Annotated in this window: 18 protein-coding genes and 5 tRNA genes; 22 read left to right on the top strand and 1 reads right to left on the bottom strand. The window is 36.4% G+C overall.

Features of this window, described 5'->3' with window-relative positions; translation table 11 throughout:
- From DYI03_RS06520 to DYI03_RS06570, 10 genes are all read left to right on the top strand, one after another.
- Nucleotides 1-1,158: an EpsG family protein gene (locus DYI03_RS06520; RefSeq protein ID WP_021668712.1), complete on the top strand. Its 1,158-nt coding sequence runs from the start codon at nucleotides 1-3 to the stop codon at nucleotides 1,156-1,158.
- 6 nt (nucleotides 1,159-1,164) lie between these two features.
- The gene (locus tag DYI03_RS06525; protein ID WP_021668711.1) at nucleotides 1,165-2,049 is read left to right on the top strand and encodes a glycosyltransferase family 2 protein; all 885 of its coding nucleotides are present in this window, start codon (nucleotides 1,165-1,167) and stop codon (nucleotides 2,047-2,049) included.
- A gap of 295 nt (nucleotides 2,050-2,344) precedes the next feature.
- Nucleotides 2,345-3,457 (top strand): glycosyltransferase, encoded by a 1,113-nt coding sequence (locus tag DYI03_RS06535; protein WP_021668710.1) that lies wholly within the window; start codon nucleotides 2,345-2,347, stop codon nucleotides 3,455-3,457.
- 76 nt (nucleotides 3,458-3,533) lie between these two features.
- A complete protein-coding gene (locus tag DYI03_RS06540; protein WP_021668709.1) occupies nucleotides 3,534-4,742 on the top strand; it encodes a glycosyltransferase family 4 protein in 1,209 nt (402 codons plus the stop codon).
- 36 nt (nucleotides 4,743-4,778) lie between these two features.
- Complete coding sequence (locus DYI03_RS06545) at nucleotides 4,779-5,387, top strand: sugar transferase (RefSeq protein ID WP_021668708.1); 609 nt, start codon at nucleotides 4,779-4,781, stop codon at nucleotides 5,385-5,387.
- Nucleotides 5,374-6,561, top strand: coding sequence for a type III PLP-dependent enzyme domain-containing protein (locus DYI03_RS06550; RefSeq protein WP_021668707.1), 1,188 nt, complete (start codon nucleotides 5,374-5,376; stop codon nucleotides 6,559-6,561). Before DYI03_RS06545 ends, DYI03_RS06550 begins: the two co-directional genes overlap by 14 nt.
- A 10-nt stretch (nucleotides 6,562-6,571) precedes the next feature.
- Nucleotides 6,572-7,576, top strand: a complete 1,005-nt coding sequence (locus tag DYI03_RS06555) for an ATP-grasp domain-containing protein (RefSeq protein WP_021668706.1) — start codon at nucleotides 6,572-6,574, stop codon at nucleotides 7,574-7,576.
- A 117-nt stretch (nucleotides 7,577-7,693) separates the two neighbouring features.
- Nucleotides 7,694-9,223 carry an IS5 family transposase gene (locus DYI03_RS06560; RefSeq protein ID WP_115367913.1) on the top strand — a complete coding sequence of 510 codons (1,530 nt, stop codon included), beginning with the start codon at nucleotides 7,694-7,696 and terminating at the stop codon, nucleotides 9,221-9,223.
- Nucleotides 9,224-9,249: 26 nt separating this feature from the next.
- The gene (locus DYI03_RS06565) at nucleotides 9,250-10,596 is read left to right on the top strand and encodes a DegT/DnrJ/EryC1/StrS family aminotransferase (protein WP_025064515.1); all 1,347 of its coding nucleotides are present in this window, start codon (nucleotides 9,250-9,252) and stop codon (nucleotides 10,594-10,596) included.
- A 28-nt stretch (nucleotides 10,597-10,624) separates the two neighbouring features.
- The gene (locus DYI03_RS06570) at nucleotides 10,625-11,734 is read left to right on the top strand and encodes a nucleotidyltransferase domain-containing protein (RefSeq protein ID WP_021669357.1); all 1,110 of its coding nucleotides are present in this window, start codon (nucleotides 10,625-10,627) and stop codon (nucleotides 11,732-11,734) included.
- Between the two features lie 490 nt (nucleotides 11,735-12,224).
- Here DYI03_RS06570 and uvrA read toward each other — a convergent pair whose 3' ends face one another.
- On the bottom strand, nucleotides 12,225-15,074 hold the full coding sequence (gene uvrA, locus DYI03_RS06575) for an excinuclease ABC subunit UvrA (RefSeq protein WP_021669358.1): 2,850 nt from the start codon (nucleotides 15,072-15,074) through the stop codon (nucleotides 12,225-12,227).
- Nucleotides 15,075-15,234: 160 nt separating this feature from the next.
- Here uvrA and DYI03_RS06580 point away from each other — a divergent pair, with 160 nt between their 5' ends.
- The 12 genes from DYI03_RS06580 to DYI03_RS06635 all read left to right on the top strand — a co-directional run bounded on the left by DYI03_RS06580 (nucleotide 15,235) and on the right by DYI03_RS06635 (nucleotide 22,959).
- Nucleotides 15,235-15,918, top strand: coding sequence for a WG repeat-containing protein (locus tag DYI03_RS06580; protein ID WP_036870288.1), 684 nt, complete (start codon nucleotides 15,235-15,237; stop codon nucleotides 15,916-15,918).
- 296 nt (nucleotides 15,919-16,214) lie between these two features.
- A tRNA-Pro gene (locus tag DYI03_RS06585) sits at nucleotides 16,215-16,288 on the top strand.
- A 29-nt stretch (nucleotides 16,289-16,317) separates the two neighbouring features.
- Nucleotides 16,318-16,390, top strand: a tRNA-Gly gene (locus DYI03_RS06590).
- Between the two features lie 46 nt (nucleotides 16,391-16,436).
- Nucleotides 16,437-16,517: transfer RNA gene (locus tag DYI03_RS06595), tRNA-Leu, on the top strand.
- Nucleotides 16,518-16,545: 28 nt separating this feature from the next.
- Nucleotides 16,546-16,629, top strand: a tRNA-Leu gene (locus tag DYI03_RS06600).
- 25 nt (nucleotides 16,630-16,654) lie between these two features.
- Nucleotides 16,655-16,727: transfer RNA gene (locus tag DYI03_RS06605), tRNA-Gly, on the top strand.
- Nucleotides 16,728-16,774: 47 nt separating this feature from the next.
- On the top strand, nucleotides 16,775-17,311 hold the full coding sequence (locus DYI03_RS06610) for a hypothetical protein (RefSeq protein WP_004358064.1): 537 nt from the start codon (nucleotides 16,775-16,777) through the stop codon (nucleotides 17,309-17,311).
- Between the two features lie 18 nt (nucleotides 17,312-17,329).
- Entirely contained in the window at nucleotides 17,330-17,749 is a 420-nt protein-coding gene (locus tag DYI03_RS06615) for a single-stranded DNA-binding protein (protein WP_021669359.1), read from the top strand.
- Nucleotides 17,749-19,080: a gliding motility-associated protein GldE gene (gene gldE / locus DYI03_RS06620; protein WP_021669360.1), complete on the top strand. Its 1,332-nt coding sequence runs from the start codon at nucleotides 17,749-17,751 to the stop codon at nucleotides 19,078-19,080. The genes DYI03_RS06615 and gldE overlap by 1 nt, the downstream gene beginning before the upstream one ends.
- Nucleotides 19,052-19,561 carry a 4'-phosphopantetheinyl transferase family protein gene (locus DYI03_RS06625; RefSeq protein ID WP_004358050.1) on the top strand — a complete coding sequence of 170 codons (510 nt, stop codon included), beginning with the start codon at nucleotides 19,052-19,054 and terminating at the stop codon, nucleotides 19,559-19,561. Before gldE ends, DYI03_RS06625 begins: the two co-directional genes overlap by 29 nt.
- Nucleotides 19,562-19,773: 212 nt before the next feature.
- A complete protein-coding gene (locus DYI03_RS06630) occupies nucleotides 19,774-20,871 on the top strand; it encodes an MORN repeat-containing protein (RefSeq protein ID WP_021669362.1) in 1,098 nt (365 codons plus the stop codon).
- An 18-nt stretch (nucleotides 20,872-20,889) separates the two neighbouring features.
- Nucleotides 20,890-22,959 carry an alpha amylase C-terminal domain-containing protein gene (locus DYI03_RS06635; protein ID WP_021669363.1) on the top strand — a complete coding sequence of 690 codons (2,070 nt, stop codon included), beginning with the start codon at nucleotides 20,890-20,892 and terminating at the stop codon, nucleotides 22,957-22,959.
- Nucleotides 22,960-22,962 lie beyond the last annotated feature (3 nt).

A 22,962-nucleotide genomic window follows, 5' to 3' on the forward strand; every position in this document is an offset into this window, starting at 1 on the left:
ATGTTATTATATCTTTTAATTTTTAGTATACCTTTTCTATTTTATTGGTTTTCTATAATTAGAGAAACCAATATCAGGCAACTTGACGACCAGCGTTTTGCTGTTATATATATATATGGTATTGCATTATTTGTTGGATTGGGAGATATGTTAGGCGGTTACGATCGCTATATCTATAGCGAACTGTTTGATAATTTGGCAGACCAGTTAAGAGTTGGAACTTCAATAAAATTATCTAATATTTACCAAGCATACAGTACTGAATTTGGCTATATAGGACTTAACTGGGCAATAGCTCATATAACAAGCAACAGATATATTTTTATTTTCCTCTATACTATCTGTATGTATGCCATTATTTTACATAGTTTTAGAAAGTATGCAAAGAATTATCCCTTGGCATCTATCTTGTTTATGGCATTGGTATTTTATTTCTCATTTACATATCTTCGGCAGATGTTCGCTGCTGCTATTATAGGACTGTCTATTAGATATATCATCGAAAGAAAGTTTTTAAAGTACTGTGCTATTATCATTGCAGCGTTTTCGTTCCATAATTCTGCTATTATTTTCTTCCCCATGTATTTCATTGCAAATAAGAAATACTCAAAAGCACGTATATTATTATTAATGTCCGCATGTTTCATTATTGGTGTAACAGGAATAACAAGTAACCTTTATAATCTTTTTGATGATATATCAACTCGTGCAGCGCATGCTGATTATGCAGTTCAAGAAGATACACGAATAGCCTACATCTTAGAGGCTGGATTCTTTCTCTTTTTCCTGATAAAGTCTTATTATCATCTACCAGATACCAAACAAAATATAGTTTTATACAACATAGCTTTAGCATTTTGTGCTATTTTGTTGTTGTTTATTCGTTCTGAAAACGGAGGACGCTTAAGTTGGTATTTCGTATATGGATTAATATTTTCACTAACACAGCTATCAACTACCAACTATGGAAAAAAAATAAAGATGGGCTTACAGCTTTCTATTGTTAGTTTTGTTCTTTTCTTGCGTATTCTCACTTCATGGGGAGTTCTATTGTATCCGTATAAAACGTTTTTCACTAATGGGCATAGAGAAAACGATTATATTTTTGAAAGATATGAATACGATTATAATTACGACAAAGATAAATTTTATAAGTAATATTATATGCTGATAACCGTATTCACTCCAACCTATAACAGGGCAAAACTGCTTCCAAGGTTGCATAAAAGCCTACAAGTTCAAACTAACAAAGATTTTGAGTGGGTTATTGTTGATGATGGGAGTACCGATAATACAAAAGAAGTTATAGATAATATAATAATACAACAAGATAATGATTTTCCAATTCGATATTTCTATAAAGAAAATGGAGGAAAACATACTGCAATAAATCAAGGAGTAAAAGAAGCGAAAGGAGAATTATTCTTTATTACAGACAGCGACGATGTCCTACTGCCTAATTCTTTAGAAATAGTATATCAACAATATTCTAAGATAAAAGAAAACAAAGATCTTGGAGGTATTTGTGGTTTGGATTGTTATGCTGATGGGAAGATAATTGGGACAGGTTTAAAGAAGGATTTTATAGATAGTAATTCCATTGAAATACGAAATCATCATTACGTTACAGGTGATTTAAAAGAGGTTTTCTATACAAATGTATTAAAGGAATTTCCATTCCCTGAGATTGTTAATGAGCGTTTTGTGCCAGAAGTTTTGGTTTGGAATAGAATAGCACAAAAATATAAATTAAGATATATCAATCAACCGATTTATCAAGTAGAATATCAAGAAGGTGGACTTACATCTAAGATTATTGAAATCAGAATGAAGAGTCCAATTGCAACGACGATATGTTATGGGGAAATGTTAGATTTACATATTCCAATTAAAAGTAAAATAAAAGCAGCTATAAATTATTGGAGATTCTATTTCTGTATTGAGGATAAATCGAAAATAAGAAAAAGAATAAACCTTTTGTGGGTAGGACTCTTACCAATAGGTTGGGCTTTTCATATAAAAGACCGAATAAGAATTAATAAGAAGTAGATTATAGGTAGAAAAAAGGCTTGATAGTTGTAAATCTTTTTCACAAGCGTAACTATTGCTCAACTTTCTTTCTATCAATATATTGTAAAACCTATTGTTTCGCATCCTAAAAGCGGCTATTTTACACGGTAAAAGCGTAGGTTTTGTATCGCAAAACAGCCGCTTTTGTATTGCCAAAATGAATTTATTGTATTTTGATAAAATTCTTTTTACAAAATATACTTCTTTCTTCCATTATTAAAACTTTTCAAGAAGAGACATTTAAAGCTTAAATTCTTTAACTTAATATGAGTAGATGAAAATCCTTCAAGTCATTACATCATTAGAAATAGGAGGCGCAGAAACCTTGGTTGTTAACTTGATTCCAAGATTGTCTGTATTAGGACATACTGTGGATTTATGTATCTTTAATGGTACGGAAACACCATTGATACAAAGATTGAAAGTTGAAAGTCCACAAACGAAGATATATGCATTGGGACATAGTGTATACAATCCACTTTATATATTAAAGCTGATGAAGATAATGAAAGGATATGATATTGTTCATACACATAATTCTTCACCACAGTTATTTGTTGCAATTGCGAATTTGTATCGCCATACAAAACTCGTATCTACAGAACATAATACGTCAAACCGCAAGCGTAACTGGAAGTGGTATCGTCCTATTGAGAGTTGGATGTATGGGAAGTACAACCATATTATATGCATTAGTAAGATTGCAGAAGAAAGGTTGAGAGAATATATGAAAGGAGAATGGATTATTCAATCTTCAAATAGATATAAAACAATTACTACAATTAATAATGGGATTGATGTCAATGCAATTTCTCAAGCACTTCCTTGCAAGGACCTATTAAGTAAGAAAGAGGCACGTAAGGCTATTCTAATGGTGGCTGGCTTTCGTGAACAAAAAGATCAAGATACTATTCTTCGTGCAGTAAACCAATTAGATAAAGATAAATTTGAAGTTTGGTTTGCTGGTATTGGCGAACGAATGGAAGAAGTTCAACAGTTGTCTAAGTCGTTAGGTGTAGATGATAGAGTTCGGTTTCTTGGATTAAGAACAGACATACCGAATGTGTTGAAGGCAGCAGATATTATCGTTATGTCTTCTCATTGGGAGGGTTTGAGTCTTAGTAATGTGGAAGGTATGAGTGCACATAAACCTTTTATTGCCTCTGATGTAAATGGCTTACGAGAGGTTACAAAAGGATATGGTATTCTTTTTCCACATGAAGATGCCAAGGCTTTGGCAAATGAAATTAATCAATTGGCAGGAAATAAGGATTATTATGATAAAGTTGCCAACCGCTGTTATAATCGAGCACTAGAATTTGATATCAACAAGATGGTAAACGGTTATAATCAAGTCTATCAAAAAGTAATTGGAAATTTTGAATAAACTGATACTGATAAATCTAAAACCGTTGAGGTGTATTGCAATACCTACAAGCATATTATGTCATAAGAATTAAAAGATGGCAAAAAAGAAACTAATAAGAGTTACGACTTCAGATATAAGTTTAGATTCACTTATCAAAGGACAACTTAAATTTCTAAGTTCTGAATTTGAAGTTATTGGCGTTTCTAACAATACGGGAGTTTTAGCAATGGTAGGAGAACGCGAGGGAATTCGAACCATTGAAGTTCCTATGCACAGGGAAATTTCCTTACTCTCCGACATGAAATGCCTTTGGCTACTTTATAGATTATTCCGTAAAGAAAAACCAGATATTGTTCATGCCAATACTCCAAAAGGTAGTATGCTGTCAATGATAGCCTCGAGGTTAGCTTCTGTTCCTCATCGTTTATATACAGTTACAGGATTACGCTATCAAGGAGCAAGTGGGCTTTTCCGCACTTTGCTTATGACAATGGAACGTATTAGCTGTTATTGTGCAACGAAAGTTATTCCAGAAGGAGAAGGAGTAAAAAAGACCTTGCTTGAAGATAATATTACAAGTAAAGAAATGCACATAATCCATAATGGAAACATCAATGGTATAGATACGACTTACTTTTCTGAACAAGCTACGATAGAAGAAATAAAACAAAGTCTGAATCTTTCTAAAGAAACAGATTCTGAAAAGGTAAGAGATTTATTTAGAGAAAGCATCGGACTATCTAAAAACGATTTTGCCTTTATTTTCATTGGGCGAATCGTAAATGACAAGGGAATGCACGAGTTAGCAGGTGCTTTTAGCAAATTGGTTCCTATCTTTCCACATTGTAAGTTAATACTTGTTGGTAACTTTGAAGATAATTTAGACCCATTACAGCAAGAAGATAAAGTGTTTTTTGAAAATAATCCTGCTGTTCACTTTGTGGGGTATCAAGATGATGTCCGTCCCTATCTTCTTTCAGCTGACGCACTCGTATTCCCAAGCTATCGCGAAGGCTTTCCAAATGTTGTTATGCAAGCGGGGGCAATGGGATTAGCTTCAATAGTTACTGATATAAATGGTTGCAATGAAATAATCAGAGAAGGAGAAAATGGTATCATCATTCCGCCTAAAGATGAAATATCATTATGCACAGCAATGACGTGTTTTATAGAACAACAGCATTTAAAAAATACTATGTCTGAAAAAGCAAGAAAAATGATAGTAGAACGATACGAACAGAAAGATGTATGGGAAGCAGTACTTAAAGAATATACTAATGTGGGGGAAACGAATTGCTTATAGAGTGCTGAACATTCCCTATCTTAAAGATAAATGTCAATGTATAAAAACTATCTTAAACGAGTTTTCGATTTTTCTATAGCTCTGTTTGCAATAGTAATAGCCAGTCCTCTAATAATTACTGTTGCTGTTTGGCTACATTTTGCTAATAAGGGAGCAGGGGTGTTTTTCTTACAAGAAAGACCAGGACGTTATGGCAAGATATTCAAAGTCGTAAAATATAAAACAATGACAGATGAAAAAGATACGAACGGTAATCTACTACCCGACGAAGAAAGACTGACCCCGATAGGAAAATTTATTCGCTCTACATCTATAGACGAACTTCCACAACTCATTAATGTTTTGAAAGGAGATATGGCTTTAATTGGTCCTAGACCACTTTTAGTTAAATATTTACCGCTATACTCTAAAAAACAGGCACGCAGACACGAAGTGAGACCAGGAATATCTGGCTGGGCACAATGCCATGGTCGTAATGCTATCTCATGGACACAAAAATTAGAGTACGATGTGTGGTACGTAGACAATATATCGTTATGGACAGATATACGAATTATCTGGAAAACTATAATCTCTGTAGTACAACGTGATGGAATTTCAGCAGAAAACAATGTAACAATAGATGATTTCAATGGATACAATTAATATGCAAACACCATATTTTTTACTTGATGAAGAAGACTTTGTCAAAAATACGACTTCTTTTCAAAATGCATTAAAGAAGTATTTCAAAAAAAGCATTATAGGTTTCTCTGTGAAAACCAACTCCTTTCCATATTTACTGAAAATAGCAAGGGAACAAGGTTGTTATGCAGAAGTTGTTTCCTATACCGAATACGAATTAGCTTTACTATGCGGCTTTCCAAAAAATAGAATCATTTATAACGGTCCAATGAAGTCAAAAGGAACCTTTATTGACGCATTGGAAAATGGTGCTATCGTAAATATTGAAACCAAAAGAGAAATTGAATGGTTAAATTCGTTGAATGCTTCTAAACATTACAACATAGGTATTAGACTAAATGTAGATATAACCCTTATTTCTCCTGAAGATGCCAAACACGACAAAGATGACAGTCGTTTTGGTTTTTCAGCAGAGAACGAAGAGTTTGAACAAGCCTTAAAGAAAATAAAAAGTATTTCCAACGTTACTTTAAATGGTTTGCATATTCACAGAACATCGAGAACACGAAGCATAAACTTTTATAGAAATCTTGTAAAATACAGTATAGATATTATTTCCAAATATCAGTTATCATTAAATTACATTGATATTGGCGGAGGATATTTTGGAATATTCGATAATAAACCAACTTATAACGATTATTGTGCTACTATATCAGAAGTTTTTGAAAATCAACAATCTAAAGATTTATTAAGGAAAACAACCATCATAGTAGAACCTGGAAACGCCCTTACAGCTTCTGTTTTTGATTATCATACTTCAGTAATAGACTGCAAAAAAGTAGGAAATAAAGTATTCATAACAACCGATGGTACAAGAAACGATATAGACCCTTTGTTTCAGAAGCAGGATTATATAAAAGAAATTATATACAAAGAAAAAAATAATGGTAATATCACAAAACAAATAATATCAGGTTGTACTTGTTTAGAATTTGACAGACTTTTTGAGTTGACAAATAGTCCACAACTGAATATCGGTGATAAAATATGCTATAAAAACGTCGGTGCCTATACAATGTGCTTAAGCCCGCTTTTTATCAGATATATACCTAAAGTTTATTCTAAAACAACAAAAGAACTACTTAGAGAAGAATGGGGTGCAACAGAATATGTAGCCCAATGTAAAATGTAAAAATAGAAAAATGAAAAAAAACATATTATTTTGCAGTGTAGGAAGAAGAGGGACACTGCTACAGAATGTTAGAAAGTCAATGAATGGTTGTGGAAAAATCGTTGCCACAGATAACAGCCCCGTAGCACCAGCATTGTATTTTGCAGACAGTATTTATCAAGTGCCTCGTATAACTGACGAGCAATATACAAATAAAATATTGGAAATATGTAAAAAAGAAAATATTAATGCACTTACTACGCTCATTGACCCTGAAATAGAAATAATGGCAAACCATTATGAACAATATGTCAATAATGGAATTCTGCCTCTTTGTCCTAATAAAGTTTCCGCTCATATTTGCTTTGATAAATACGAAATGTTTAAACATTTCCAGAAAAAAGGTGTTAGAACTGTCCTCACTTATAAAGATTTGGATATTTTTAAAAAAGCACTGAAAGATTCCCAGATTTCTTTTCCTGTCTTTATGAAGCCAATATCTGGTAGTGGAAGTGTTGGTGCACACAAAGTAGATACTCTTGAACAACTTGAAAACGATTGGAATAAAGGAGATTTTACATATATCATTCAAGAGCTGATGACTGAAGGCGATTGTGATGCTGATGTATATGTAGATACTATTTCTCACAAACCTGTTGCTGCTTTCTCTAAGAAAAAGATAGAAACAAGAATTGGAGGTGCAAACAAAACTATTTCATTCAAAGATCCCCAACTCTTTTCTTTTATAGAAGAAGTATGTAATGCTTTGGAGCTAAATGGACCTTGCGACATGGATTTCTTTATAAAAGATGGTGAATACTATCTATCTGAAATTAACCCACGTTTTGGTGGTGCATATTTGCATGCATACGGTGCTGGTGTTGATTTTATCCAACTCATTTTGAATAATATAGAAGGAAAAACTAATAAGTCTACCATTGGTAATTATGAAGAAGATATTCTGATGATGATGTACGATGCTGTTGTTATTCGTAAGAAGTCAGAATTAATGGAAGGTGATTTTTCTTTATTATAAAATAATTAGTGTTTACTGAATAATTTATAACTCTCTGATATTTAAGTTTATATAACTTTATTTCTTTGTTTGTTTAACTAGAAAATCGTACCTTTATATAGTTAAATCCATAGCAAGATGAAGTTTTACGCTCCAAAATACAAGCAACTTGACCTCGGTTTGCTCCGCTCATCCCTTGATGAGTTGGACAAGACAAACCGATGGGTGGCTCTCGGTGACCTTCTTCCATGGACAGAACTTGAGAAGGAATACAACTCAAGGTTGGACAATCAGAAGAAAGGTGCAGGGAACAAGCCGGCACGCATGATTCTCGGCGCAATGATTATCAAGCACAAACTAAACCTGAGTGATGCCGAGACCATCGAGATTATCAGAGAGAGTCCCTACATGCAGTACTTTTGTGGATTGCATGAGTTCACCGACAAGCCTATATTCGACCCGAGCCTATTCGTCACGATACGCAAGCGAATCTCAGAGGAAGAACTCAACAAGATGACAGTCAAGCTTCTCGACAAGCAGAAACGTCTTCTTGTAGAGAAACGCAAGCGTGAGGAAGAAGAGGCGAAAAAGAATGATGAGGAACCACCGACTCCGAAACCAGAGGATCCGAATGCCGCTTCCTTCACCGATTCAAAAGGTCGCGAGCACAAGGGAGTGCTGAAGATTGATGCTACCTGCGCCGATGCAGAGATGCGTTATCCTGTTGACGTTGATATAATACATGATGGTTGCCGCAAGGTTACCGACTATATTATAAAGGTGTGCGAGATGTTTGAGCTGCACAAGCCACGCACGAACTACAAGCATGCACGTCAGGCATACCTTCAGCTTGTCAAGAAAGCCAAGAAGAAAGGCAAGATGGTGCGTGATACTATCGGGGTGATGCTCAACTACTTGCGCAAGGACATCCGCATCTTAATGGACTTGCTTGCAAAGAACAAGACGTACTACGAGAGCCTATTCCTATATGAGAAACGCACCTTGACTGCAATCCTCACGATGTACCATCAGCAGGAGGAGATGTACAGGTCAAAGACTCATACTTGTGCAGACCGCATACTGAGCATCTTTCAGCCACACGTCCGTGCCATTGTCCGTGGAAAGGCTAAGGCAAGGACTGAGTTCGGGGCCAAGATAGGTGCAAGCATAGTCGAGGGCTATACGTTCATCGACCACCACAGCTGGGATGCCTACAACGAGAGCCAGGATCTCTTGCTACAGATTCAACTTTTCAAAGAACGCTTCGGCTATCTTCCGGCCACCATCCTTGCGGATAAGATTTACCTAAACAGGTCAAACCGAGATATACTTGAGGATTTTGAAATCCATTCATACTGCAAACCGTTAGGGCGACCACCGAAGGATCCTCCTTCAGATGAGATGAAATCCAGAATGGCCAAAGCCATCGGGGAGCGCAATGAAATCGAATGCTCATTCGGTACTGGCAAGAGAATCTATCGAGCCAATGACATAAGAGCCAAGCTTCCAGATACAGCACGATGCTGGACAGGAATGTGCTACTTCGTTAAAAACGTGATGAAGTTCCTCAGGGAACTTTGTCTTGCCCTGACCGAAATCTGGTGGTTTTTCATCATTATCGTCACTATGAGGGGCTACGTCTGCTACCCTCTGTCTGTGAAGAGATAATAATTCAGCAGACCCTAATTAATAAAATGGAAAGAAAATATCTATGCCTTGCTCATATGAGTGGCAATGAACAGAAATACATTCAAGAAGCATTTGACACAAATTGGGTGGTGCCATTAGGCCCTAATGTGAATGCATTTGAAGAAGAATTAGCAAGGTTTTGTAAATCAAAACCAAGCAATATAGATTTCTCTAATGAAGTTTATCCACAAAGTATTCAGGCACACAACGATAATCCTGATGAACTATGGAACGATGGGTATAAAGAGCTGGAGAACAAAGAAGTTGTTGCACTATGTTCTGGCACTTCAGCTATTCATTTAGCATTGATAAGCTTAGGAGTTAAAGCTGGCGATGAAGTTATTTGTCAGAGTTTTACTTTTTGTGCAAGTTCTCACCCCGTAATGTATCTTGGTGCAACTCCTGTCTTTGTAGATTCTGAAGCTGATACATGGAATATGTCTCCAGAATTACTCGAAAGGGCAATTAAGGATAGAATAGAAAAGACAGGCAGAAAGCCTAAAGCCATTATCGTAGTCTATCTTTATGGTATGCCTGCAAAGATAAAAGAAATCATAGAAATAGCAGAACGCTACAGTATTCCTATCGTTGAAGATGCTGCTGAAGGACTTGGCAGTCGGTATAATGGGCAAGTTATCGGTACATTTGGCGAATATGGTGTGATGAGTTTCAATGGCAATAAGATGATAACCACTTCTGGTGGCGGTGCATTAATTTGTCCTAACAAAGAAGCAAAAGAACGTATCATGTTCTTTGCAACACAGGCACGCGAGGCTTTTCCGTACTACCAACACGAAGAAATTGGCTACAATTATCGACTTAGCAATATTTGTGCAGGTATAGGGCGTGGGCAAATGACGGTACTTGATGAACATATTACGCATCATAAATATCTGGCAAATCTCTATAAAGAAGGATTTAAAGATGTGAAAGGCATCACATTCCATAACAATCCAAATGAAGAATATGATTCTAATTTCTGGCTGAATACTATCACATTAGATAAAGATTTAAAGGTTATAGGTCAAGAAAATGCTTATAACGAAGCAATTGCTGGTGCTGTTGGCGGTGCCGCTGGTGTAGTTCACTCAACAGGAAAGGCTCATACCGATTGCGAACCAAACACAAATATCGAGGCGATGCGTATAGCATTGGATAAATTAGGTATAGAAAGTCGTCCTCTTTGGAAACCAATGCATTTACAACCAGTTTATAAAAACTCTCCAGCCTACATTAATGGCATAAGTGAAGAACTCTTTAAGACAGGTCTTTGTCTTCCTTCTGGTCCAATGATTAGTGATGAAGATGCAAGATTTATTATTGAGTCGATAAAACAATCTATCATAGAATAAACTTCTATACTTCTACAATAATAACTTTATGTGTGTTACTAAACTGCTAAAGGAGTTAATACATAATGAACTATGGGGCGAACAGCTTGGTTTTTCGTCAATAGATAAAAAGGATTTCTCTGCTTTACAGAATATTGCAAATATGCAGACTGTAAATGGGTTGGTATATTCTTCACTTATCAACAACAACGTAAAACTTCCACAGCAAGAAGCTTTGGTTGCATTTGGAAGTTTGGAAAACACCAAGAAAGCAAATCTACTCCTTAATAAAAACCTAATATTCCTTACCGAGTTATTAGAAAAACATAATATAAAGTTCTTTGTTGTAAAAGGACAAACAATAGCAAACTCTTACCCTCGCCCACTCCATCGAGTAGGTGGAGATATTGATTTCTACTGTTTCGCAGAAGATTTAGAAAGATTACTTAATATATTGCATAAAGAATTAAATGTAGAACCGAAACGTGATGAATCGGAACAGCATTATACTTTCCTATTTAATAAAACCTTATTCGAACTACATTTTACACTTTACAAGTTTGCTAATAAAGAAAATCAACAATATTTCGATAATCTGATAAACTCCGAGCCACTGAGTTATACATTCATTGATAATAAAAAAATCCCAACTTTAAATCTAACATTAAATCTTGCTTATACTTTTCTTCATCTGTTTCATCACCTTATAGAATTAGGTGTGGGGCTTCGCCAATTCTGCGATGTTGCAATATTGTGCCACATAGCTGCGATGGCTGAACAAGAAGGAGACAGAAAGAATTGTATTGATAAAACAAAGCTTATAGAAATACTAACACGATTAGATTTCCTCAAGGCATTTACTGCAATTGGAACAGTCCTCGTAGACGAGATAGGTTTGCCAAAAGCAGAATTTCCCTATACACTGACGAAGAAAGATTATAAAAGAAAGAAATACATTCTTGACGTTGTGTATAAGAGAGGAAACTTTGGAAAATATGGTCGTACAACAAAAGTAAGGTCAGGGATAAAGTATTATATTGAGCAAACGAATATAAAACTATCTCATTATTATCATCTGTTTAATCTTAGCAGAAAAGAAAACATTGCACTTATTACAAAAGAAATTCCTAAAAAGATTTTCCAAGCAATAAAAAGGTGATACGTGTAGTAATATTATTCAACTGATAAACAAAAAAGGATAGTCCAAAACGGACTATCCTCTTTTTTGTTTTATTACGGCTCTATAACGAATCGTGTGGGTAGGTAGCGAATATTTCTCGTCAAAATGTTACCTTTGCAAAATGAATAGTACCGAGATATTTACAATGTAAGCATAGGTCAAATTGCAGGATAGTTTTAGATTTATAGGGGTATTGGATTTTTCCAATAGACGTAATCAAAAGAGGTTGGTGCAGGAAGCTACCAACCTCGAGAAAGGGATTTAGCAAAAATCTAAATCCTAAAAAACACATAGCAAATATACACTTTATTGATAATTAATCCAAATAAATGGGCAGAATAAAACATTTATTAACAAAATAACGGTTTTAAATAAACAATATATACAAAAAATCTTCCCAAAGAAAAACTTTGGGAAGATAATAGAGATTTCGTAGGCTTTCACCCAACTGCCACTTCAACGGCTTTTACTACGCTAATTTTTCGGCAAGATATTTACCAGTTAGGCTATCTTTACACTTTACAATTTCTTCGGGGGTGCCAGAAGCTACAAGTTTTCCGCCTTTCTCACCACCATCGGGACCAATATCAAGAATGTAATCTGCACATTTTATCACTTCCATATTGTGTTCAATGACCAATACCGAGTGTCCTTTCAAGATTAAAGCATCGAAGGCTTTCAAAAGTCGCTTAATATCGTGGAAATGCAAACCTGTTGTAGGTTCATCAAAGATAAATAATGATGGTTCTTGTCGCTCTTGCCCTATGAAATAAGCTAACTTAACACGCTGACTTTCACCACCTGATAAGGTTGAAGAACTTTGTCCCAACTTGATATAACCTAAGCCTACGTCTTCAAGTGGTTGCAATCGAGCAACAATAGCTTTGCGCTTATGCTCTTTGAAGAATCCAATGGCATCGGAGACGGTCATGTTCAACACATCATGAATATTTTTTCCATCAAACGTAACGTCTAATACTTCACGCTTAAAACGCTTACCATGACATTCCTCACACTCTAAAACTAAGTCGGCCATGAACTGCATTTCAATGGTAATTTCGCCTGCTCCCTTGCATTCTTCGCAACGTCCGCCGTCAGCATTGAACGAAAAATATTGTGGTGTAAAACCCAATTGCTTTGCTAATTGCTGCTCGGAAAAAAGTTTGCGAATCTCATCGTACGCCTTAACGTATGTTGCTGGCGTTGAACGGGAACTCTTTCCTATCGGGTTTTGGTCTACAAATTCAATGTGTTTAATCTGGTCTACATCGCCAGTTAGTGAACTAAATTCTCCAGGTAAATCGGCAACTTCGTCCATTCTTCGCTTTAAGGCGGGGTATAACGTACCTTTTATTAATGAAGACTTGCCACTACCACTAACACCCGTAACGACTGTCATCACGTTGAGCGGTATTTTTGCGTCCAAACCTTTCAGGTTGTTCATACGACAGCCTTTTATTTCAATGAAAAGATTCCATGGGCGACGACTCATTGGAACTGCAATCGTTTCGGCTTCGGTAAGATATTTTATGGTATGCGATTCTGGAAAATCTTTTAATAACTGCGCTTTATTCTTATCATCAATCACAGGAACAGCTCCATCATAAACGATTCTACCACCCAAACGACCTGCATCGGGACCAACATCTATCAAATGGTCAGCAGCACGGATTATTTCCTCATCATGTTCCACCACAACGACCGTATTTCCAATGGCTTGCAATTCTTTAAGAACATGAATTAATCGGTCGGTATCACGACTATGAAGACCTATACTTGGTTCATCTAAGATATAAAGCGAACCTACCAATGACGAACCTAAGGAAGTAGTGAGGTTAATGCGCTGACTTTCGCCACCACTCAAAGTATTAGATTGTCGGTTAAGCGTTAAATAACCTAAGCCCACATCCAATAAAAACTGAATGCGATTGGTAATTTCTATCATCAAACGTTTACTTACTTTTTGTTCCTGTTCGGTGAGTTTTAAAGTGTCAAACCATTCTTTCAAGCTTCCAATAGGCATATCCACCAAGTCGGTAATGGCTTTTCCTCCTATCTTTACCCATGTTGCTTCATTTTTTAGACGACGTCCGTGACAGTCAGGACAAAGCGTTTTACCACGATAACGACTAAGAAGTACACGATATTGAATTTTGTATTGGTTCTCTTTTACCATATCAAAGAAAGCATCAATACAAATTCTATCGCTTAATTTAGCCTTTCGCTCACTTGGTAAACCATGCCAAAGTTGGTCTTTTTCCTCACGTGTTAATTCAAAATAAGGCTTGAAAACAGGGAAATTATCCACAGCTGCACGCCGACAAAACTCTGTTTGCCATACTTTTAACTTTTCGCCATGCCAACATTGTACACACCCTTCGTAAACAGAGAGCGTAGAATTAGGAACGACCAAACGTTCATCAATTCCCATTACTTGCCCAAAGCCTTCACAAGTAGGGCATGCACCGAGCGGAGAGTTGAACGCAAACATATTATCGTTAGGTTCTTCAAACTTTATATCATCAGCTTCGAAGCGCGTAGAAAAATCATATATCAAGTTTGAAGGCATCACCAACAAGCGCAAAACACCATCGCCTTCATAGAAAGCCGTTTCACACGAATCGGTTAAACGCGAAATTGCTTCTTTGGAAGTATCAACTGACAGGCGGTCGATAACGAGATAAATATCAGAAACTGAGATTTCTTCGTTTTCACGATGTGTTTCCAGCCAATCGTCAATACGCAAAATTTCTCCATTCACATAAATACGCGCATAGCCTTCTTGCACTTGCATTTCCAATTGGTCAGCTATGGTGCGCCCTTCTCCTACATGCAGCGGAGAAAGAATACAAAACTTCGTTCCAGCCGAGAAAGTTCCCACCTTTTCAATGACATCTTCCACCGTATGACGCTTCACTTCTTCGCCACTAATGGGGCTGAAAGTACGCCCGATGCGAGCATAAAGCAAACGCAAATATTCATAAATTTCAGTTGATGTGCCTACCGTAGAACGTGGATTGCGCGAAATCACCTTCTGCTCGATTGCAATTGCAGGTGGCAAACCTTTAATAAAATCAACTTCAGGCTTAGCCATTCGTCCTAAAAATTGGCGTGCGTAAGCCGATAAACTTTCTACATAACGACGCTGACCTTCTGCATATAATGTGTCAAATGCCAAAGATGATTTTCCTGAACCTGAAACACCTGCAATAACAACCAATTTTTCGCGAGGAATATTAACATCAATATTCGCTAAATTATTAACTTTAGCGCCCTTTACTTCTATATAATTATTTTCTTGATTTTTGCTTTGCTCCATCTACTTACAATAAGTATATTTAATTTTCCACGACAAAAATACAAAAAAGATTTGGTTCATAAGACGAATTACAGTATATTTGCACTATACAGCTTGCGTAAACACGCAATAGGAAGTAAGAAATCGTATGTCTAATTTAGAAAGAAAAGGAGATTATAAGATGAAAGAGCAAGAAAAAATCATACGCGAATATACCGACCCGATTGAAGAAAGACAAATTAGACATTTCGCCTGCAAGGAAATGGGACGACAAATTCACCGATACATTAAGGCGATGAAAGGGTCGAAAGCCCACATGCTTAGATTTGAAGAGGCTTTAGAAGCACTCAGTCTTGAAGAAAAAGAAAAAGCCATCGCACGTTATTTGGATTTAAATCGGAAAGCATTGAACGGATTAGACATGAAAGTAGTGTTAGCACGTTCCATGGCAAATTATTGCGACACTTTCGAATATTTAATTATGCTTATCAATGATGAGCAGAAAATGGAGAAATACCTAAAAATATTAGAAGACACTTACATTCAATTCCACAAAGTAATAGAGGAAAATGGGAAATTTGGCATCATTGACCACCATGGTAAAACCATTTTAAAGCCAGAATACGAATTTCTGCGCACATCGTATGTATATGTAGACGACCTCCGCACCATGCCTATCATGGCACAAAAAAATGGAAAAATGGGATTAGTTTTGCCCGATTACAAGGAAACAGTCGTTGCGCCTTTCAAATATGATAGCATTTCATTGAGAGAACAACCACCATTTTACGAAGCAAAAATTGGCGATAAAGAAATTTTGCTAACAACCGATGGTATAGAGAAATCTAAAAAGGATATATATTAACGTTCAAAACAGGTTGTTTTTCATCTAAAAACAACCTGTTTTGAATTTCAGAAGCCTCGGATAAAATGAAAAGTACAATACTATTATTAAATAATGTGAGCATTTTCATTCTACGCAATTTTGTTTAAAATTTAAGAATTCTCGTAACTATCTCAATTTTACCGAGATATATGTTTTAGCTAACGAAACTCGCAAAAAATCGAGAAAAAAAAAGTTTATTTTTTTTGGTGGAATAAAAAAAACATAGTATCTTTGCACTCGCAATTCAGAAATGGAGCAATCCACAACGAAAAGCACGGGGTGTAGCGCAGTCCGGTAGCGCGCCTGTTTTGGGAACAGGTGGTCGCAGGTTCGAATCCTGTCGCCCCGACAAATCAACATTTAGCGAAATGTTTTATTGCGGAAATAGCTCAGTTGGTAGAGCACAACCTTGCCAAGGTTGGGGTCGCGAGTTCGAGTCTCGTTTTCCGCTCATTATTTATTGATATAAGTATCTTTTAGAGACCTGTTCTCGATTAGCCCAAGTGGCGGAATTGGTAGACGCGCACGTTTCAGGTGCGTGTGTTTATAACGTGCAGGTTCGAGTCCTGTCTTGGGCACTTACTTATAGAAATAAAAGATTTTTTTGGAGAGGTGGCGGAATTGGTAGACGCGCTACTTTGAGGGGGTAGTGAAAATTGCTTCGTGGGAGTTCGAGTCTCCTCCTCTTCACTTAGTAAGAAAGTTCTTACAAGTTGCGGAAATAGCTCAGTTGGTAGAGCACAACCTTGCCAAGGTTGGGGTCGCGAGTTCGAGTCTCGTTTTCCGCTCATTCATTTTATTTTATTTTTTAGAGAAACATACTAGCACCGACTAAATGAATTTATATTTAAGATATTTTGACAATGAAACATTGGCATACAATGTTGAAGAAGCTTTAGATTTCCTTGCATCGATTCCAGACATTCAGCTTACACCTGAATTAGAAGATGACATCAGAGTTTACGCTGATAGCGATGTTTATTACCCGAAAAGATACAAAGTACGTCCACGGATTTACTTTATCATCATAAAAACAGAAGCACAAACGATGCTTGATTTCAAACAAAAGAAGGCAGTCAGAAGCAGCGCTGTAATGCTGAAAAAGGACAATCCAACGATTATGCACCTCAACGAAGAACGTGACGGTTGGTACGAAGGTGCGTTAAACTTCAAACGTGTGGTTTATACCGCAGCAACTGGCAAACACGAATATCGTGATACACAGTTCGTAGCAAGATGTAAATCTATCTCAGGAATTGATTGCTACAACAGAATTGTCGACTACTTGAAAGAAAGAGTAGATGGAAGAAGCCAATTTCCTTCAGCTAAAGGAAAAAACTTTACTTTCAGATACCTCGGTATGTGGAAATAATAATAAATTTTCATCGCTATGAATAAAGTTATGCTCATTGGCCATGTGGGGAAAGAACCTGAAGTGCGCTATTACGATGTAGACCAATGTGTTGCTTCCTTTTCTTTGGCAACAACAGAAAGAGGCTATACATTGGCGAACGGCACGCAAGTTCCTGACCATACCGATTGGCATAACATCGTATTGTTCAAACAATTAGCAAAATATGCTGAGCAATATATTCACAAAGGCGATAAAATTTGTATTGAAGGCAAAATTAGATACAGAAGTTACGATGATAAAAAGGGCATGAGACGTCAAGTAACGGAAATCTATGCGGACACATTGGAATGGCTTTCTGCACCCAAAAAGACAGAAGGAACAAAAGAAACACAAAATCTTACAACAAATGCCCAAAATAATATTCCTGCACAAGCACAGGAAGAAACTCCATTTTAATGAACGATATTGCTAATTTACTACCCTCGTATGTAGAATTTCAAGCACCTTCAATAGGCGTGCTTATTGCTATCGCCTTAGTTTGTATTTTGCTCTACATATCAGGATTTGCAAGTGGTTCGGAAATTGCTTTCTTTAGTCTTACTCCTAACGATTTAGACGAACTTGAACCCAATAAAAGTAACACCGATAAACACATTCAAGAATTAAGAGAAGATAGCGAAAGAACATTAGCTACGATTTTGATTTTAAACAATTTAGTTAATGTTACCATTGTCATGCTTTCGGGATATGCCCTCAGACGCATGGTTATCTTTAAGGTTGAATGGGTTGAAATATTGTGTGCTACTGTTTTTCTTACTTTCCTTCTGCTCCTATTTGGCGAAATTATGCCGAAAGTATATAGCAGCATGAATCCTTTAAAATTCTGTCGTCGTACTGTAAAAGGTATTATGTTAGCAAGAAAAATGTTTTGGTCATTCGAATCTATTCTTCTCAAAAGCAGTACTTTCGCCGAAAAGATTGTAAAAAAAGAGAATAGAAAACTCTCCATGGACGAGTTGGAGCAAGCGTTAGAGCTTACAAACAAAAGCGAAATTAGCAACGAACAAGAAATGTTAGAAGGCATTATTCGCTTTGTTGATGAAACTGCAAAAGAGGTAATGACATCACGACAAGATATTATTGACCTTGATATTCGGTCTAATTATTCGCAAGTTTTAAAGTGTATCGTAGAAAACAATTACTCGCGAATCCCTGTTTATCAAGACAATGAAGACAATATACGAGGGATTCTTTACATTAAAGACCTTCTACCCTATCTTAATAAGCCAACAACTTTTAGATGGCAAAGTTTGATTCGCCCACCTTATTTTGTTCCAGAAACAAAGAAAATTGACGATTTGTTGCGTGAATTTCAAGAAAACAAAGTACATATTGCCATTGTGGTCGATGAGTTTGGCGGCACAAGTGGCATTGTTACTTTAGAGGATATATTAGAGGAAATTGTTGGAGAAATCAATGATGAATTTGATGACGACCAGCAATTCTATCGAAAAATATCTGATTATGTTTATATTTTTGAAGGCAAAACTTCTATTGGCGACTTTGCAAAAGTATTGGATATAGACGATGAAACTTCAGAAGAATTACATGCTGAAGCTGACTCGTTAGCAGGTTTGTTGCTCCAAATAAAAGGAGAGTTTCCTGTTTTACATGAACGTTTAAAGTTCAAACATTTCATTTTTGAAATACTTGCCATTGATAATCGTCGCATTAACAAGATAAAAGTAACGCTCAAAGATGGAAAGAAGCATCAAAAATCTTGCTAAAGATGTAATTTTGGGAGTCCAAACAATAGGATTAGGACGCCAAGAAGAGCGCAAAGGTGCAAACGAACTACTTTCTAAAATATTAGAAAAAGAAGTCAAAATCACCCACGATGAAAATGGAAAACCAGTCATTCAAGATTATAACATCAGCATTTCACATTCGAAAGGCTACCTTGCCATACTGCTTTCCAAAGCATTACGCGTGGGTATTGATATAGAATATTGGTCGGAACGTATTCAGAAAATTGCAAAAAGATTTTTACATAAAGACGAAAATTACACGACAACAGAAGATTTATTGATAACATGGTGTGCAAAAGAAGCTGTTTACAAGCTGTTTTCTGAAGAGCATTTAGGTTATCAAGATATGAAAGTGGACATTGAAAGACAAGAAGTTACAAACTTAAAGAATAATATTTCTGTCAAAATAAATATTACTTTTCACAAGGATTATATCATGGTAACGACTTGGTTGCCATAATTTCTTGATTGCTAAAAACAAGAAATCTACCAAAGGATATTTTTTAAACAGAATTGGAATTAGTGAAAAAAAGTTTAGATTTTTGCTAAAGCCGTTTTTAAAATGTATCTTTGCATAAGATGTTGCTGCACTCGGCAAAATGAAAATAAACTTTCTTTGTGTTGATATCAAAAGCATAAGTACGGAAGTTACTTTTTAAAGAAAATAAAACAGTGAAAAATCTATATATAACAATCATCTTCTCCGTTTTACCCCTATTTTCGTTAGGGCAAAATGTTACAACAAGGGACGGAGGACAATATAAAGGCGAATTATTGCACGGAAGACCTGAAGGAAAAGGAAAAGCAACCTATAAAAATGGGGACTACTACGAAGGCGAATACGTGAAAGGGAAACGTCAGGGAGAAGGAACATACGTTTTTTCTGACGGAGAAAAATATATTGGACAATGGTTTCAAGACCAACAACATGGTAGAGGCGTTTTTACATTTAAAAACGGCAATAAATACGATGGACTTTGGTACAAAGATTATCAACAAGGACGCGGCGTAATGTACTATTTTAATGGGGACAAATACGACGGGAAATGGATAATGGACAAACGCAACGGCATGGGTCGTTACACTTTTTCCAATGGTGCATACTATGATGGTCAATGGGAAGATGACAAAAAAAATGGTCATGGCAAATTCGTTTGGGAAGATGGAACTACCTATATCGGCAATTGGGTGAACAATCTAAAAGAAGGAAAAGGCTTTTACCTCTACACACGAGGCGAAGAATATAGCGGCGATTGGAAAAACGACTTACGCCATGGAAAGGGCGTGTATAAATTTAGTAATGGCGACGTATATGAAGGCGACTATTTTGAAGACGAACGCACAGGAGAAGGGATTATGCGCTATAAAAACGGCGACATTTATACAGGTCATTTCCTAAAAGGAATGAGAAATGGATACGGCTCAATGACTTGGAAAAATGGTGATGTTTATGTTGGTAATTGGGAGAATGACTTGCAAAATGGACAAGGAAAACTCACCAAGCATAATAAAGACATTATAGATGGTCTGTTCAAAAATGGAAAAATGAACGGCACGGTAACGATTTATTTTGCTGACGGAAGTAAATTTCGGGGGGATTATAAAGAAGGGAAACGTTTTGGAAATGCAATAGAAGAAGATAAAAATGGTGTACGATTCGAAGGAACGTACAAAAACAATATTCGAAACGGACAATTTACAGAACGCGACCGCAATGGAAACGTTACAACACGCGGATACTATGAAAATGGTATTCGCCATACAAATTAATAAAATCAAAGAACTATCATGATTAAAAAGATTCAGGAAAAGAAGTCTTCTGCTAAAAAAGAAGCAATAAATAACAAGGTGCAATTAATGGGTATTGCTAAAAATGATAGTTACTTAGCAGCTTATAACGAAGCGATTTGTGGGCGACATCAAAACGCTGTCAATAAAATAAAACAATTAACCAATGACGGAAAACAAACACTTTCTGACTTTGCGAATGGTTACAAGTATTATGGATTACACAAAGCAAATGGAAAATGGATTTTCCGTGAATGGGCACCGAATGCTACAAATATCTATTTAATAGGTGATTTCAACCAATGGCAGAAAACTGACGAATATAAATGTAATCATATCACAGATAGCGGAGATTGGGAATTAACCATTGACGAAGATAAAATAAAGCACGGCAATTTGTATAAAATGCAGGTTAGCTGGTGCGGAGGAGAAGGAGAACGCATTCCAGCATGGGCTGATAGAGTTGTTCAAGACGAACAAACAAAGATATTTTCGGCACAAGTATGGTTTCCAGATGAAGAATATACATGGAAAAAGAAATCATTTAAACCTACCATAAACCCACTCCTTATCTATGAATGCCACATCGGTATGGGACAAGATGCTGAAAAAGTAGGCACTTATACTGAATTTAAAGACAACGTATTGCCACGAATTGTAAAAGCGGGATACAACGCAATTCAAATTATGGCAATCCAAGAACACCCCTATTATGGTAGTTTTGGCTATCATGTAAGTTCTTTTTTTGCAGCAAGTTCACGCTTTGGTACTCCTGAAGAATTGAAAGCACTCATTGACGAAGCACACGCAAACGGTTTGGCAGTTATCATGGATATTGTTCATTCACACGCTGTAAAAAATGAGTTAGAAGGTTTAGGCAATTTAGCTGGCGACCCTAACCAATATTTCTATCCTGGACAACGCCGTGAACACCCTGCTTGGGATTCTCTTTGCTTTGACTATGGCAAAAATGAAGTATTACATTTCTTACTTTCAAACTGTAAATATTGGATAGAAGAATACCATTTTGATGGTTTCCGTTTCGATGGCGTTACCTCAATGCTATATTATAGTCACGGCTTAGGAGAATCATTTGGTGGATATGCCGACTACTTCAATGGACATCAAGACGACAATGCGATTTGCTACTTAACCTTAGCAAACTGTCTTATCCATGAAGTTAATAAGCATGCGATTACCATTGCTGAAGAAGTTTCTGGAATGCCAGGACTCGCAGCAAAGTTCAAAGATGGTGGATATGGTTTTGATTACCGCATGGCAATGAACATTCCTGATTACTGGATAAAAACTATTAAAGAACTATCTGACGAAAATTGGAAGCCTTCATCTATCTTTTGGGAGATTAAAAACAGACGTGCTGACGAGAAAACAATATCTTATTGCGAATCACACGATCAAGCATTGGTAGGCGATAAAACCATTATTTTCCGTCTTATCGATGCCGATATGTATTGGCACTTTAAGAAAGGAGATGAAAACGACCGTGCAAGACGTGGCATTGCCTTACACAAAATGATAAGATTGGCTACAGCTGCAACCATAAATGGTGGTTACTTAAACTTCATGGGGAACGAATTTGGACACCCCGAATGGATTGATTTCCCAAGAGAAGGCAATGGTTGGAGCCATAAATATGCGCGGAGGCAATGGAATTTAGTGGATAACAAGGAGTTATGCTACCACTATTTAGGCGATTTCGACCAGAAAATGTTGGAAACATTAAAGTTAGAAAAGGACTTTAACAACACACCTCTACAAGAAATTTGGCACAACGATAGCGACCAAATATTAGCTTTCAGCCGTAACGACTTGATATTTATCTTTAATTTCTCGCCTAATCATTCCTTCTCTGATTATGGTTTCCTTGTTCCTGAAGGCACTTACAACGTAGTTTTGAACACCGATTCATGGGAATTTGGCGGAAATGGCTTTGTAGACGAAAAGATAAATCATACTACCATAACCGACCCTTTATACAAAGAACAAAAGAAAGGTTGGTTAAAAGTCTATATTCCTGCACGCAGCGCATTGGTTTTAAAGAAAAAATAATAT

Origin of the sequence: Prevotella disiens (genome assembly GCF_900454955.1) — a bacterium.
Classification (GTDB): Bacteria; Bacteroidota; Bacteroidia; order Bacteroidales; family Bacteroidaceae; genus Prevotella; species Prevotella disiens.

Bases quoted from the DNA above. Each gene is read 5' to 3' on its own strand.
- DYI03_RS06555 (WP_021668706.1), top strand. From the start codon at position 6,572: ATGAAAAAAAACATATTATTTTGCAGTGTAGGAAGAAGAGGGACACTG.
- DYI03_RS06580 (WP_036870288.1), top strand. From the start codon at position 15,235: ATGAAAGAGCAAGAAAAAATCATACGCGAATATACCGACCCGATTGAA.
- DYI03_RS06615 (WP_021669359.1), top strand. From the start codon at position 17,330: ATGAATAAAGTTATGCTCATTGGCCATGTGGGGAAAGAACCTGAAGTG.
- uvrA (WP_021669358.1), bottom strand. From the start codon at position 15,074: ATGGAGCAAAGCAAAAATCAAGAAAATAATTATATAGAAGTAAAGGGC.
- DYI03_RS06635 (WP_021669363.1), top strand. From the start codon at position 20,890: ATGATTAAAAAGATTCAGGAAAAGAAGTCTTCTGCTAAAAAAGAAGCA.
- DYI03_RS06570 (WP_021669357.1), top strand. From the start codon at position 10,625: ATGTGTGTTACTAAACTGCTAAAGGAGTTAATACATAATGAACTATGG.
- DYI03_RS06550 (WP_021668707.1), top strand. From the start codon at position 5,374: ATGGATACAATTAATATGCAAACACCATATTTTTTACTTGATGAAGAA.
- DYI03_RS06610 (WP_004358064.1), top strand. From the start codon at position 16,775: ATGAATTTATATTTAAGATATTTTGACAATGAAACATTGGCATACAAT.
- DYI03_RS06560 (WP_115367913.1), top strand. From the start codon at position 7,694: ATGAAGTTTTACGCTCCAAAATACAAGCAACTTGACCTCGGTTTGCTC.
- DYI03_RS06525 (WP_021668711.1), top strand. From the start codon at position 1,165: ATGCTGATAACCGTATTCACTCCAACCTATAACAGGGCAAAACTGCTT.
- DYI03_RS06535 (WP_021668710.1), top strand. From the start codon at position 2,345: ATGAAAATCCTTCAAGTCATTACATCATTAGAAATAGGAGGCGCAGAA.
- DYI03_RS06625 (WP_004358050.1), top strand. From the start codon at position 19,052: ATGGAAAGAAGCATCAAAAATCTTGCTAAAGATGTAATTTTGGGAGTC.
- gldE (WP_021669360.1), top strand. From the start codon at position 17,749: ATGAACGATATTGCTAATTTACTACCCTCGTATGTAGAATTTCAAGCA.
- DYI03_RS06520 (WP_021668712.1), top strand. From the start codon at position 1: ATGTTATTATATCTTTTAATTTTTAGTATACCTTTTCTATTTTATTGG.
- DYI03_RS06565 (WP_025064515.1), top strand. From the start codon at position 9,250: ATGGAAAGAAAATATCTATGCCTTGCTCATATGAGTGGCAATGAACAG.
- DYI03_RS06545 (WP_021668708.1), top strand. From the start codon at position 4,779: ATGTATAAAAACTATCTTAAACGAGTTTTCGATTTTTCTATAGCTCTG.
- DYI03_RS06540 (WP_021668709.1), top strand. From the start codon at position 3,534: ATGGCAAAAAAGAAACTAATAAGAGTTACGACTTCAGATATAAGTTTA.